Source organism: Actinophytocola sp., from assembly GCF_035942955.1.
Classification (GTDB): Bacteria; Actinomycetota; Actinomycetes; order Mycobacteriales; family Pseudonocardiaceae; genus DASYTH01.
The window spans coordinates 15083-27523 of record NZ_DASZCQ010000118.1; the positions used below are offsets into that span (position 1 = coordinate 15083).

Genomic DNA, 12441 nt, shown 5'->3' on the forward strand with positions numbered 1-12441 from the left:
CTAGCGCTTGCGGCCGACCCCGGCGTAGATCCCCGCCCGGTGGGGGTCGTCGCTGGTGTCGGTGGGCGACTCGGGCCGCCACAGCGAGGTGGCGACGAGGCCGGGCTCGACGAGGTCGAAGCCGTCGAACAGCTGGGTGATCTCGGCGTGACTTCGGGGGTACATCGGATCGCGGCTGTCCTTCATCACCTCGACGACGCGCGCCATCTCCTCGGGCATCATGTCCGCGGTGAAGTGGGACAGGCCGAGGTAGCTGCCCGGCACCATGGTGTCGCGGTAGGCCGCCATGATCGCGCCGGGCTTCCTCTCCGGCGCGACGAAGTGGAACACGCCGACGGCGAGCAGCCCGATCGGCTGCGTGAAGTCCAGCAGCGCCTTCGTCTCGGGATGACCGAGTACGTCATTCGGGCGGGTGAGGTCGGCCTGCACGATCGTGGCCCGGTCGTTGCCCTGCAGCAGCAGCTCGCTGTGCGCGACGGCGACCTCCTCGTAGTCCACGTACACCACCCGGGCGTCCGGATCCGCCTTCTGCGCGATCTCGTGCACGTTGCCCACGGTGGGAATCCCCGACCCGAGGTCCAGGAACTGCCGGATCCCGTTCTCGATCATGAACAACACCGCGCGGCGCAGGAACGCCCTGTTCAACCGGGCAATCTCCCGGGCGTTCGGCTGCGCCCGCAGAAACTTCTCCGCCAGCTCCCGATCATGGGCGAAGTTGTGCCCTCCCCCAAGGAGGTAGTCGTATATCCGCGCTCCGCTCGGTCTCTCGAGGTCAAGCCCCTCCGGCACCCAGCTCGTCAGCCCGGCCACCACCACACCTCACTCGTGTCGATTTGTGACCAACAGACTACTCAGCCGTGACCCACCGCGGGCAACCACCGGCCAGACCAACCCAGTGGGACCAACGGCCGAAGCGCGGTCGGTACGCGGTTGTCGCGCGGCCGGTCGCGAATTGTCCGCACGCTTTCCGCGCAGTGATCCGGATGACGGCGGAAGCCTGGCCTTGAGCACAGTGGACAGCGGTCGGACGGGCGGCGGATGTCGATATCGGTTGCGGCAACGCGCAGCGCGCACGGTCACGTTTGTCGTCCTCGACCAGCGGGTAGTCACGGCTCGGCGCGATGCTTCCCCGGGCATCGACAGACCAGGGTGGTGTGCAGATGCCGAGGCAGGACACGGCAAGAACTGAATCTAGCCCGCTGAGGGTGAGCTGTGACCTCGACGCGACGCCCGCCAGAGAGGCCCGCCGGCTTCTCCGAGATCTGTTGACCGGTCGCGACGGCATCATGGTCGACGACGCCGTCCTCGTGGCCGACGAGCTGATCAGCAACGCCCACCGGCACGGCCGGGCTCCGCGCCGGTGCCGCCTCGCCCTCATCGATCAGGGCCGGTGCGTGCGCATCGAGGTCGACGACACCTCAGCCCGGCAACCGAGGATGCGCATCCCGGACCGGTCCGGTGGTCGCGGGCTGATGCTGGTCGACCGGCTAGCCTCGTCCTGGGGCGTGTGCAACCACGCCGACCACAAGACGGTGTGGGCCGAGCTGGCCCTGGACCGGGCCGGCAGCAGCGGCCACGCCCGGCATCTGACGGTGGCGCCCCGGGCGGTGACCTGACATCGTCGTCACCAGCGCGCTCGCCGCGTGGCAGCGCCGGTCGAGAAGGCGACGAGTCGGCCGCGACCAGATAGTGTTCCCGGGTGTGAACCAAGGACGCACGTCCGACCCGCCGCTTCCACCGGGGTTGGAGATCGTGCGGCGGGTGGTGGGCGGCGTCCTCGTGATCGCCGCCATCGGGGAAGTCGACATGGACACCGCGCCGACCCTCGGCGCGGCCATCATCGCCTGCATCGACGAAGCTGACGGCGAGCCGTGCATCCTCGATCTGACCGCCGTGACCTTCCTCGACTCCCCCGGCCTCACCATGCTGCTCGACGCCACCAACCACGCCCACGCGGTGCGGGAACCGCTGCGCATCGTGGTCGACGCCAACCGTCCCGTGATCCGCCCCATCGAAGTCACCGGCCTCGACGACGAATTGGCCCTCTACCACACCATCAGCGAAGCGCTCAACGCCAAGAAGCCGGCCAACTAGAGCGCGGCCAAGGCGGTCTCCACCACCCGCAACGTGATCTTCACCCAAATAAATGCGCCGCCCCGAGCCTGTCCTACCCCAGTGGTCTAAATGGGACCGATTTAGGTCTGCCACCAGGCAAATCTCGACGTGAGATGTTGTGAGAACAACGGCTCCCTCAAGCTAAAAGGAGCCGCCCGTCAGATTAGGTGGCGTAGACACGGAAACGCCGGGCAAGTCGCAAAGGACATGCCCGGCATTTCGCCTTGAGAAGCGGTAGCGGAGGGATTCGAACCCTCGGAGGGCGTGAACCCTCACGCGCTTTCGATCTGCGACCCACCGTTCGGCGGAGACCGCCTTGAGTGTTTGCGCTGTTCAGCAGGATGCGTGATCATCGATGAACGCCCGCGAACGGCGGCGAACGCCACCACACCCGTCATTGTCCACCCGTACGCCTCTGCAGGTTGACCAGCGAGAACGGGAGCCAGGGGTGCCGGACGCTGCCCCACCAGGTGTTGTACCGACGACCGCCGTTGGTCGACGGAGCCACCGGACGCGGTTGCCGGATCGTGCGACACTTGGTGGAGGAGGTGTTGATGACCACGAGCAGCGACTACACAGACCACGTCCCGGCTAGGCCCGCCGGTCGGGTGTCGCTTGATGAGCTCGCGCGCCGCAAGGGCGTGCAGCCGATCAACTCTATGGATGATCTCGTGTGCGACGTGTTCGAAACCGACGACGAGCTAGACGAGTTCCTGGCCAGCACCTACGCTGCTCGGCGCGCCGACCTCGGGTAGCCGGTTGAGCTTCGTCGTCCTGGACACCGACGTCACGTCCAAAGCCTTCAAGCATCGCGACCTCCCGTCCCCGATCGTCGCGGCCATCCTCCACAACCGCCTCTGCATCACCTTCGTCACGCTGGCCGAGCTGACCAAGTGGGCCGTCAGGCGTCAGTGGAGCCCCGCCTACCAGCGCCGACTCGACGCGTGGCTGAGCAACGTCTTGGTCCTTCCGTACAACAACGAGATCGAAGACGTGGCCCGCACCTGGGGTGTCATCGCAGCTCACGCCGAGAACCGCGGACGGCCCCGCCCGCAGAACGATATGTGGGTAGCCGCATGCTGCTTGTACTACAAGCTGCCGCTGGCCACGCTGAACGTCAAGGACTTCCAGGATTTCGCCGACCACGAAGGTTTGACACTCGTCCGTGGCTGACGCGCCGCCGATTGCCCTGCCTGCGCCGATCTTCCGCCGCGCGGACGGTGAACTGGACCAGGCCGCCAACGCCCGCTACGCCGAACACGTCGCCGGGACCTGGATCACGAACATCGTGGTCGCCGGGCCGATGGGCGCCGGCGAGAACTGCACCGCCGACCAGCGCGCGGCCGTGGTGGACCTGTGAGCACGGCAATACCCGCCCGGAACATCTGCTCGTGGCCTGCTAGCGCTCATCGACCTGTTCGGTGATCAGAAAGATGACCGCGCTCGGGGGCAGCATGATTTACCTAGTGCGGCGTGTCGTTAATATGTTGACGCTTGATGTTGAGACAGTGATGCACGCCTGCGCACCCCTGCACCCGCTCTTGGGTCTTCGTGATGGTGATCGTGATCGATTGACGTCATTGACCCGGTCGTCGGTGCCGGTTTGGTGCAACGCGCGTTGCGATGCGGCCAGGTTCCAATCAGCCGCTTGAACCGAGGTTGTCAAGGGTCATTTCTAGTCGCGCGTGTCGGCGTCCCGAAGCGCGCCGACCGAAAGCGTAGATGAAGGCCCATTGCGGGCCCGCGTAAGGGGCTGCAGCGAATCCCAGCCGCTGAGCAAAGCCCTTTCCAATTGAGTACGCACCTGCGGCTAGACCAACTGCACCATAGACTGTTAGCTCAGAAACAACGGCTTCAATAACCCCTGCAGCGGTCCCGCTCGAACCAATGAGAGAATCTGAATTTCTGAATATCTCTGGCAAACTGTTTTCGAGTCTACTGCTCTCAAATTCCTGCTGCAGACGAGCAATCACCTCGCCCCGGACACTCGCGGTATCGGTTCGGCCAAGCGACTCACAGCTGTGCTTCATCCATACAGCGAGCAGCTGATGTCCCTCACTTTTCACGAACTTTCCGACACTGGTCTTACGCCCATTTTCTAGATGCCTAAGAACCTTGAGAACTTCAGACGTAAGTTCGGCCAGGTCGGAACGTGACAGTTCTGCGGCGGGCTCAACGTTCGAAAACTGAATGTCCGATGCTTCGCGAACCGACTCAAGCAATTCGTTGAATCGACTTTCACGTTTTGCCAGCAGGAAGGGTGTCTTGGTTCCCGATTGCGCAATGGCAGCGTCGTGGTTGTACGCGTCGCGGACGATGCGTTCGGCAAGACCAACCGGATCATCGGAGTACCGGGTTGCAGTTTCGAGCACACCGACTGGGAAGTGCAGATTCGCGTCCGGCGCGAGGAGTGCCTCGTAGATGAGAGGGACCAGCTCGGGGTTCTCCCCTACATGAGAGAGTGCCCACGTGTCTCCCCGCTCTTCCTCGGCCATGACGACGCGCCGCGAGTTTCCCGGCAGGCTAGCATCCTGTAAGGCAATCGCCCTAATCGCGTCATCGATTAGTGGCGTCCACGACGCGCCCTCCCACGGATGACTGTCACGACTTGCACGGTCGGTTAACCATCGCCTCCGACCGATAATTCTGACCGTTCCACGATCAACAAGCGTGACGAACTCCCGCTCGGTCAACCGGCAGCCCGACGAGCTAACCAACTTGCTAGATGGCGCCCAGAGCACAAGCGGCGAGCTTGTCGCGATCATCCGGTGCAGGTTCGCGTAACCCGATTCGCCGTATTCGCTAATGTGACAGAACGTCCGGAAGACATCGATCGCTTGGCTCACGACTATACAACTACCCTCCGCACCGCGTCTCGGGCAACTGGATCCGGGTTGTATCGGTCGTATGCGACATCGCTCGCAGCATAAATCCACATACTTTCGATGCCGTCGTTCTTTACAGCGTGCGACCACCCGCGGGGAGGCACAACGGCCACTGCACCACGCCCGTTGAAGGATCGATGGTGTACCTCTGTCCCTTCACCGGTGTCCCAGTGAACTGACCACTTATCGGTGAAGACGACAGCAATTAACTCTCCCCGGTGTGCATGATAGTGATTACCACGTACCGCACCTGGTCGTATCTCGGCAACGTGCACGTCTCGGATCGCGCCGATCAAGGCTAGGTTCTCTTCCAGGATCGAGAAGCTAAACCCGCGGTCGTCGGTCGAGTCGTCAAGCTCGACAATCTGTATCTGGTCGACCATTCCTACTGCCTCCTCGACGATCCCGTGTTGGACACCCGTCCGCGGCCAGCAGCACAATCCGCGCCCGTTTGCGCCCAAACCGGCACGCACCGGCGACGGCCGAAACAACGCATCAATCGATCACGATCGCGAAGACCAAGAGCGGGTGCGGGGCGCGCAGGCGTGCACCACTATCTCAACATCAAGCCTCAGCGTGCGAATAGCTAATAGATCCCGAGAGGGCCTAGCCATGATACGGCCTCCAAGTTGCATGCCGTTAGAACCGTTGCCGGCCGCGCAAACGTGCATTAGAAGCGTCTGTGACGAGAGGCTCACGGGCAGCACCATGACGGACCGCGCCGTGTCAAGGGCCGCCCGCGGGCTCCCGGCTATGTCTGTACCAGTATCGCTGACGGAGCGTCCGATGTATCACCTGCGGTGCTGCCTTGTTGGTTCGAAGACGCCTCAATGGACTGGGGCGTAGACGACGGAGGGTTGCGACGCACAGCGACGCAGGCGTGCGCCCATGGGCCACTGGATCAAAACTGCAACCGCTAAAGAAACGCCGGCCCTCCGCTTGGTGCAAGAGCCGGCGTTTCACCTGGTCAGGAGCGGTAGCGGAGGGATTCGAACCCTCGGAGGGCGTGAACCCTCACGCGCTTTCGAGGCGCGCTCCTTCGGCCGCTCGGACACGCTACCGCCGATGAGGGTACCGGAGGTGGGGAGCGGGGTTTGAGGGGTGTGGGCCGGGGTGCCTGACCCGGCCCACACCTGGCGGGCGGCGAAAGTCAGTCGCGGTCGTCTTGGCCGATGCCGTCCTTGGCCGACTCGGCGGGGGGCTGTTGGACGGGGGTGGGGGTGGTGGGCGGGTCGGCGGGGGCGGGCGGGTCCTGGGTCTTGTCCTTGGCGCCGCCGAAGAACTCCTTGACCCGGTCGAGGATGCTCATGGCGGTGTGGTTTACCACACATTCGCCATCAGCGCCGGGTGGAGAAGAAATCGTCGATGAGGCGGGCGCATTCCTCGGCCAACACCCCGCCGAGGACCTCGGGGCGGTGGGTTAGCCGGCGGTCGCGGACGACGTCCCAGAGCGAGCCGCAGGCGCCGGTGCGGGGTTCCCAGGCGCCGAAGACGACCCGGGTGATGCGGGCCAGGACGAGGGCGCCGGCGCACATGGTGCAGGGTTCGACGGTGACGACGAGGGTGCAGCCGGCAAGGCGCCAGCCGTCACCCCACCGCTCCGCCGCGGCGCGCAGGGCGAGGATCTCGGCGTGGGCGGTGGGGTCGCCGAGGGCCTCGCGGGCGTTGCAGGCGCGGGCGAGCTCGCGGCCGTCGGGATCCAAGACCAGAGCCCCGATGGGGACGTCGCCGGTCGACAGGGCTAGCCGGGCGACATCAAGGGCGGTACGGACGAGATCAGCGTCGGTCACTGGTAGATGGTGTCGAGCAGTTTGGTGAACTCCTGGTCGAAGCCGCAGCGTTGGGCGACCATCTGGAGCTGCTCGTCCGGGTAGAGGTCTACCTCGTCGATGATGACCTGCATCTCGGCGGCGGGCAGGCCGAGGTCGGCGAGGATGTCGAGGGAGCCCTCCGGCCAGACCTCGTCGTCGTCCTCGGGCGGGTCGACGCGCAGCAGGTCGAGCGCGTCGGCGGCGATGTCGTAGTCCAGTGCGGCGGCGGCGTCGGACAGCAGCAGCGACATGCCGCCGGGACTGGGCCGGAGCAGCAGGAAGAACTCGTCGTCGACGGCGAGGACCCCGAACACCGCCCCGGTCGACCTGATCTTCCGAAGTTCGGTTATGGCCGCGTCCAGCTCCCGCAACGCCGAGCTGTCCAACGGGGTGCATCGCCATTTGCCTTCCTCGCGGACGACGGCGATCGCGAAGCCCGACAATGGCTCCTGCTCCGACATGCCCACACGGTATTCCCCCTTGCCGGCCGCAGGAAGCACCAGTCCGTCTCGGCTCGTCCGTGTCACTATCAAGCGTATGAAGGTGATCCTCTCCGAGCAGGCCGCGCCCCCGCCCGAGCTGACCGATGACCCGCGGTTCACCGGGCTCTACGAGGCGGCCCGCGCGCTGCAGCCACGGACCGTGGCGCTGCGCCGGCAGCTGCACAAGCATCCCGAGCAGGGGTTGGACCTGCCGCGCTCGCAGGCGGCCGTGCTGCACGCGCTGGAGGGGCTGGACCTGCGGATCACCACCGGCAAGGCGTGCTCGTCGGTGACGGCGGTGCTCGACGGGGGCCGGGACGGCCCGGCGGTGCTGCTGCGCGGGGACATGGACGCGCTGCCGTTGCAGGAGGACAGCGGGCTGCAGTTCTCCTCGGAGATCCCCGGGGCGATGCACGCCTGCGGGCACGACACGCACGTGGCGATGCTGGCGTCGGCCGCGCGGCTGCTGCACTCCCGGCGGGACGCCCTTGCCGGGAAGGTCGTCTTCATGTTCCAGCCGGGCGAGGAGGGGCACCACGGAGCCCGGTACATGATCCACGAGGGCCTGCTTGAGGCCGCGGAGAGCCCGGTGACCAAGGCGTTCGCGCTGCACATCACGTCGACGGCGCCGTCGGGCGTGGTGTGCTGCCGGCCCGGCGCGATCATGGCCGCGGCCGACGCGTTCGGCGTGCGGGTGATCGGCAAGGGCGGGCACGGCGCCATGCCGCACGACGCGGTGGACCCGGTGCCGGCCGCGGCGGCAATGGTCGCCGCCCTGCACACGATGCTGAGCCGGCGGGTGAGCGCGTTCGAGCCGGCCGTGCTGACCGTCGGCCGGATCACGGCGGGGACCACCACCAACATCATCCCGGAGACCGCGGAGCTGGAGGGCACGCTGCGCACGCTCACCGAGCCCACCCGCAAGGCGCTGCACGAGCAGGTCACGACGATCTGCGAGCACATCGCGGCGGCGTACGGCTGCCGCGCGCAATTGGAGATCAGGCCCGGGTACCCGGCGACGGTGAACGACGAGGCGGTGGCCGGCCGGGTGATCGACCTGGCCGGCTCGGTGCTTGGCCCGCGGCACGGCGCGCTGATGCCCAACCCGCTGATGGCCTCCGAGGACTTCTCGTACATCCTGCAGCGGGTTCCCGGCGCGCTGGCCTTCCTCGGCGCCTGCCCGCCCGGGATGACCCCCGAGGACGCGCCGCCCAACCATTCCAACCGCGTCCACTTCGACGAGTCGGCGCTGGCGCACGGGGTCGCCACCTACGCCGCGTTCGCCCTGGACGCCCTCCGCTGAGCCGATCCGGGCAGGATGGGGTCATGCGCCCGGTATGCGTGATCGGGTTGGGTCTCATCGGCGGTTCGGTGCTCCGCGCCGCCAGGGCCGCCGGCCGTTCGGTGTGGGGGGCCACGGCGTCCGAGCAGGACGCCGAGGCCGCCGTCGCCGACGGCTTCGCGGTCGCCGACACCGTGGACGACGCCCTGGTCCGGGCGGCCGGCGAGGACGCGATCGTGGTGCTGGCCGTGCCGCTGCCGGCGACCGAGACGGTGCTGTACAAGATCGCGGAGCGGGCGCCGCACTGCCTGCTCACCGACGTGGTCAGCGTGAAGGCGCCGGTCCTGGCGCTGGTCCGCCGGATCCTGCCGCACGTGCACTACGCGGGCGGGCACCCGATGGCCGGGGTCGCCGCGTCCGGCTGGATCGCCGGCTCGGCCACGCTGTTCGAGCGGGCGGCCTGGGTGGTGACGGCGGAGCCGGACACCGAGCTGGGCACCTGGCGGGAGGTGGCCCGGCTGGCCCTTGACTGCGGCGCGCAGGTGGTGCCGACCACGGCGGCCGAGCACGACGCGGCGGTGGCCGTGGTGTCGCACCTGCCGCACGTGCTGGCCGCGGTGCTGGCCGCGACCGGGGCGGAGGCCGGGCCGCTGGCGCTGTCGCTGGCCGCGGGCTCGTTCGGCGACGGCACCAGGGTGGCGGGAACCAGGGCCGAGCTGGTGCTGGCCATGTGCGAGGGAAACCGCGAGCAGCTGCTCGGCGCGCTGGACGACGCGCTCGGCAAGCTGGGTGTGGCCCGCGGTGCGCTGGCGTCCACCGGATCGCTGCGGGCCACCGTGCGCGGCGGCAACCTCGGCCGGGCGGAGCTGGTGCGGCACAAGCGCGGGCAGCGCGTCCGGACGAAGGTGGATCTGGCCGGGCCGCGCGCGCTGGAGGAGTTGTGCCTGCTCGGGCGGCGCGGCGGGCGGATCATCGGGCTGGACGGCGATCTGGCGCTGGCCGAGCTGCCGGAAGACGACGCTAGGTAGGGACGGGCGCGCGGCCCTAGCCTTAGGTGTGGACCAGCGCCGGCTGCACAGGCTCGCCGTGGTGGGCGGCGGTATCGCGCTGATCGTCGGGGCGGTGCTCGTGCTGCGTGATCCCGACGCCGGGCAGTCCGCCGAGCCCGAGCAGTTCCCCGCTCCGCGCACCACCGTGCAGACCTTCGCCGACGCCAGCGTGCTGCTCCCCCAGCCCGGCGCGCGGCCGAAACCCCCGCGGCGATTGGAGATCACCGCCCGGGAGAACCGGCTCGTGGTCGGCTGGGGGCAGCGGCACACCGGGCTGCCCGAGCCGGACGGCGCCGCCGGCTATGAGGTGCGTTGGGGCAGCGGGGATCTCGACCACACCCGGTTCGTCGCCGGGCCGGTGATCCAGCTCGACGGCCTGCGCACCAACCGGTCGCACGCGGTCGAGGTGCGCACGGTGGACTCGTTCGGCCGGCGCTCCGATCCGGTGCGGGCGGAGGCGGTCCCGCTGCCCGGCCCTCCGGACCCGGTGTCCTACGCGTTCGCCGACCGGTTCACCGGAACGGTGGTGCCGGACCCGGTCCGGTGGCATCTGGTGGGGACCGGCAACTGCACCAAGGCGGCCAAGGGCGACGGCGAGGACGCCCGCCGGCTGGTGATCACCGGGCAGTGCGGCAGCAGCGACGAGGAGGCCACGCTGCGCTCCCGGGCCCCGCTGCGGCTGCTCGATCCCGCCACCGCGCCGAACGGCGAGCTCGGCCGGCTTGTCGTCGAGACCGACCGGCCGGCGCAGAGCGGCGACCTGACGCTGGACCTGGTGCCGGGGCCGGTCGACCTGATCGGCGCCGCCCGGTCCGGCCGGCCGGTGGCCACCGTCGCCCAACAGGCCACTGTGGACCCTTCGCTGCCGCCCGGCGCGATCCGGGTGCGGATCTCGGGACAGCCGGAGGAAACCGGGGTGCAGGTGCTGGTGGCGCCCGGAACACCGTTGCTGGGCAGGCAAACCAGGGTCACCGCGCCGCCGCGGCCGGAGCTCGGGGTGTCCGTGCGCTGGGAGGTGGTGCTGCGCACCGACGGCGTGCAGGTGCTGCGCGACGGCGTGGTGGTGGCCGGCGGGGACGTCGTGCCGTCGTTCACCGAGGCGACCGCGCTCATCGGGTTCACCGGCGGGTTGACCGGCCTGCGCGCCGGCGTCGATCTGATCGGTTTCGCCGGTGCGTCGACCACTCCGCCGCCGCTGCTGCCGACGCCGCGGGTCGACTTCGACCGGACGGTGGCCGGGCCCGGCGCCGCGCCGCAGACGTCGGCGACCGGCCCGCGGATTCCCGGAGTCCGGAGTGGACAGTTGAGGGTCACGCTCGTCCCCCAGCGAGTCCAGCCGGGCAATCAGTACACTGTAGACATCGGTGGGCGGGAGATTCCCGCCCGGCCGGCGATTGCCGGGCAGCCGATGCTGCCCGGGGTACGCCTGCCGCTGGTCGCCGACGTTCCGGCGGACGCCCTGGTTCGCAACGTCAACGGCGGGGTCTCGGTCGCGGTGCGCAGCGCCGCCGCCGAGGGCGGGCTGGCCTCGCAGGTGCTGACCGCGTCGCTGGAGCTGGCCGGCGACGCCCCGTCCCAACCCGCCAGCCGGACCGTCAACCCGCCGCTGCCGCGCGGAAACCCGACGCTGCCCACGCCCGAGGTGATGCTGCACGACGCGGCCGGCACCCCGGTTCCGCCGCGGCAGGAGGTGCCGCGCGGCCGGATGGTGCTCGACGTCGTGCTGGATCCGAGCACGGCGCAGCGGGTCTCCGGGGCGGTCGCCGGGCTGGCCGGCATCGAGATCGGCCTGGACAACAAGCCGCTCGCGGCGATCTCCACGGCGGCCGACGGACCCGGCGTCGGCGGGAGCTGGCGGATCGCGGTGGACACGACCGGGCTGAGATCCGGCGGGCACACGATCCAGGTGAGCGCGGTCGGCGCGGACGTGATTACCGCGATGACGGTGTCGTACGCCTCGTTCGTGCTCCGCTGACGGGCCTCAGATGCGCCGCGCGCGGCCCGGGAAGTCGATCACCATGCCGTCCCGGTCCACGGTGATGTCCGCGGTGTAGCCGGGCTCCGAGTAGTTGATCACCGCGCCCCCGCCGTCGTCGATGGACACCGTGCGGTAGGTCTGCCGGGCAAGGCGCACCGACAGGTCGGGCAGGGACACGCAGAGGACCGGGAGCTCGTGGGTGGCGGGCTCGCGGTGCAGGCCGAGCCGGCGGACCGGGAGCGCGTTGAACGTGACCGCCCCGGCGATGTCGACGTCGATGGCGCCGTCGAACGCGCCGCGCTCGGTGTTGGCGTCGCCGTGGTTGATCAGCCAGATGCCGTCCTCGCTGCGGCTGAGCGTGATCTGGCGCTCCTCGTCGGCGGTGGTGGTGCGGAACAGCAGGCGGACGGCGTCCTCGAGGCGTTCGACGGAGGCGTTGAACGACGCGTTGAACGCCTCGATCCCCTGGGCGGGGTTGGCCGCGGCGACGATCCGGCCGGAGGCCCGTAATCGTCCCGCGGAGTAGAGCAGTCGAACCGACTCCAGGCTCGGCGCCACCTCGCGTTGCCAGGTGAGCATCACCGACCGGGAGCCGGATTGCGGAGCGTTCACCGGTTGCCGGGCTCGCCCCGCTGCCCGCCGCGGTCGCCGTGCTCCCCGGGGATCATGTCCTGGATCTTGTCCACGACCTTGTCGACGGTCTCCTCGTGGCCGAACTTGCCCTTGGCGAACTCTCCGGCCTTCTCGACGCCCTCCTCGATCTTGTCGCCGTGCTGCTTGAGGAGGTCGTCGGCCTTGTTCCTGAGGTTGTCGAAGTCGATGCCCATGGTGGACCAACC

At 68.6% G+C, this 12441-nt stretch carries 16 protein-coding genes and 1 tRNA gene; 8 read left to right on the plus strand and 9 right to left on the minus strand.

Features of this window, described 5'->3' with window-relative positions:
* Positions 1 to 810, minus strand: a complete 810-nt coding sequence (locus tag VGX25_RS11475; protein WP_326917641.1) for an SAM-dependent methyltransferase — start codon at positions 808 to 810, stop codon at positions 1 to 3.
* Positions 811 to 1160: 350 nt separating this feature from the next.
* Here VGX25_RS11475 and VGX25_RS11480 point away from each other — a divergent pair, with 350 nt between their 5' ends.
* From VGX25_RS11480 to VGX25_RS11500, 5 genes are all read left to right on the plus strand, one after another.
* Positions 1161 to 1616, plus strand: a complete 456-nt coding sequence (locus VGX25_RS11480; protein ID WP_326917642.1) for an ATP-binding protein — start codon at positions 1161 to 1163, stop codon at positions 1614 to 1616.
* A gap of 136 nt (positions 1617 to 1752) precedes the next feature.
* The gene (locus VGX25_RS11485) at positions 1753 to 2094 is read left to right on the plus strand and encodes an STAS domain-containing protein (protein WP_326917643.1); all 342 of its coding nucleotides are present in this window, start codon (positions 1753 to 1755) and stop codon (positions 2092 to 2094) included.
* Positions 2095 to 2669: 575 nt separating this feature from the next.
* Positions 2670 to 2870, plus strand: a complete 201-nt coding sequence (locus VGX25_RS11490) for a hypothetical protein (protein WP_326917644.1) — start codon at positions 2670 to 2672, stop codon at positions 2868 to 2870.
* A 4-nt stretch (positions 2871 to 2874) separates the two neighbouring features.
* Positions 2875 to 3288 (plus strand): type II toxin-antitoxin system VapC family toxin, encoded by a 414-nt coding sequence (locus tag VGX25_RS11495; protein ID WP_326917645.1) that lies wholly within the window; start codon positions 2875 to 2877, stop codon positions 3286 to 3288.
* The gene (locus tag VGX25_RS11500; RefSeq protein WP_326917646.1) at positions 3281 to 3475 is read left to right on the plus strand and encodes a hypothetical protein; all 195 of its coding nucleotides are present in this window, start codon (positions 3281 to 3283) and stop codon (positions 3473 to 3475) included. Before VGX25_RS11495 ends, VGX25_RS11500 begins: the two co-directional genes overlap by 8 nt.
* Before the next feature lie 280 nt (positions 3476 to 3755).
* Here VGX25_RS11500 and VGX25_RS11505 read toward each other — a convergent pair whose 3' ends face one another.
* The 6 genes from VGX25_RS11505 to VGX25_RS11530 all read right to left on the minus strand — a co-directional run bounded on the left by VGX25_RS11505 (position 3756) and on the right by VGX25_RS11530 (position 7272).
* A complete protein-coding gene (locus VGX25_RS11505) occupies positions 3756 to 4961 on the minus strand; it encodes a hypothetical protein (protein WP_326917647.1) in 1206 nt (401 codons plus the stop codon).
* A gap of 2 nt (positions 4962 to 4963) precedes the next feature.
* A complete protein-coding gene (locus VGX25_RS11510; RefSeq protein ID WP_326917648.1) occupies positions 4964 to 5383 on the minus strand; it encodes a hypothetical protein in 420 nt (139 codons plus the stop codon).
* 591 nt (positions 5384 to 5974) lie between these two features.
* Positions 5975 to 6061 (minus strand) — tRNA-Ser (locus VGX25_RS11515).
* Positions 6062 to 6150: 89 nt separating this feature from the next.
* The gene (locus tag VGX25_RS11520; protein ID WP_326917649.1) at positions 6151 to 6309 is read right to left on the minus strand and encodes a hypothetical protein; all 159 of its coding nucleotides are present in this window, start codon (positions 6307 to 6309) and stop codon (positions 6151 to 6153) included.
* Positions 6310 to 6337: 28 nt separating this feature from the next.
* Complete coding sequence (locus VGX25_RS11525; protein ID WP_326917650.1) at positions 6338 to 6790, minus strand: nucleoside deaminase; 453 nt, start codon at positions 6788 to 6790, stop codon at positions 6338 to 6340.
* Positions 6787 to 7272 (minus strand): tRNA adenosine deaminase-associated protein, encoded by a 486-nt coding sequence (locus tag VGX25_RS11530; RefSeq protein WP_326917651.1) that lies wholly within the window; start codon positions 7270 to 7272, stop codon positions 6787 to 6789. Before VGX25_RS11530 ends, VGX25_RS11525 begins: the two co-directional genes overlap by 4 nt.
* A 76-nt stretch (positions 7273 to 7348) precedes the next feature.
* Between VGX25_RS11530 and VGX25_RS11535 the strand changes: the two genes are divergently transcribed.
* The 3 genes from VGX25_RS11535 (at position 7349) to VGX25_RS11545 (ending at position 11599) form a co-directional block, all read left to right on the plus strand.
* Positions 7349 to 8596, plus strand: coding sequence for a M20 family metallopeptidase (locus VGX25_RS11535; RefSeq protein ID WP_326917652.1), 1248 nt, complete (start codon positions 7349 to 7351; stop codon positions 8594 to 8596).
* A gap of 23 nt (positions 8597 to 8619) precedes the next feature.
* On the plus strand, positions 8620 to 9603 hold the full coding sequence (locus tag VGX25_RS11540; protein WP_326917653.1) for a prephenate dehydrogenase: 984 nt from the start codon (positions 8620 to 8622) through the stop codon (positions 9601 to 9603).
* Positions 9604 to 9664: 61 nt separating this feature from the next.
* Positions 9665 to 11599, plus strand: a complete 1935-nt coding sequence (locus VGX25_RS11545) for a hypothetical protein (RefSeq protein WP_326917654.1) — start codon at positions 9665 to 9667, stop codon at positions 11597 to 11599.
* Between the two features lie 6 nt (positions 11600 to 11605).
* Here VGX25_RS11545 and VGX25_RS11550 read toward each other — a convergent pair whose 3' ends face one another.
* Positions 11606 to 12214, minus strand: coding sequence for a putative glycolipid-binding domain-containing protein (locus tag VGX25_RS11550; RefSeq protein ID WP_326917655.1), 609 nt, complete (start codon positions 12212 to 12214; stop codon positions 11606 to 11608).
* Positions 12211 to 12441, minus strand: a 231-nt coding sequence (locus VGX25_RS11555) for an antitoxin (RefSeq protein WP_326917656.1), incomplete at its 5' end; no start/stop codon positions are given. The genes VGX25_RS11555 and VGX25_RS11550, both read right to left, overlap by 4 nt.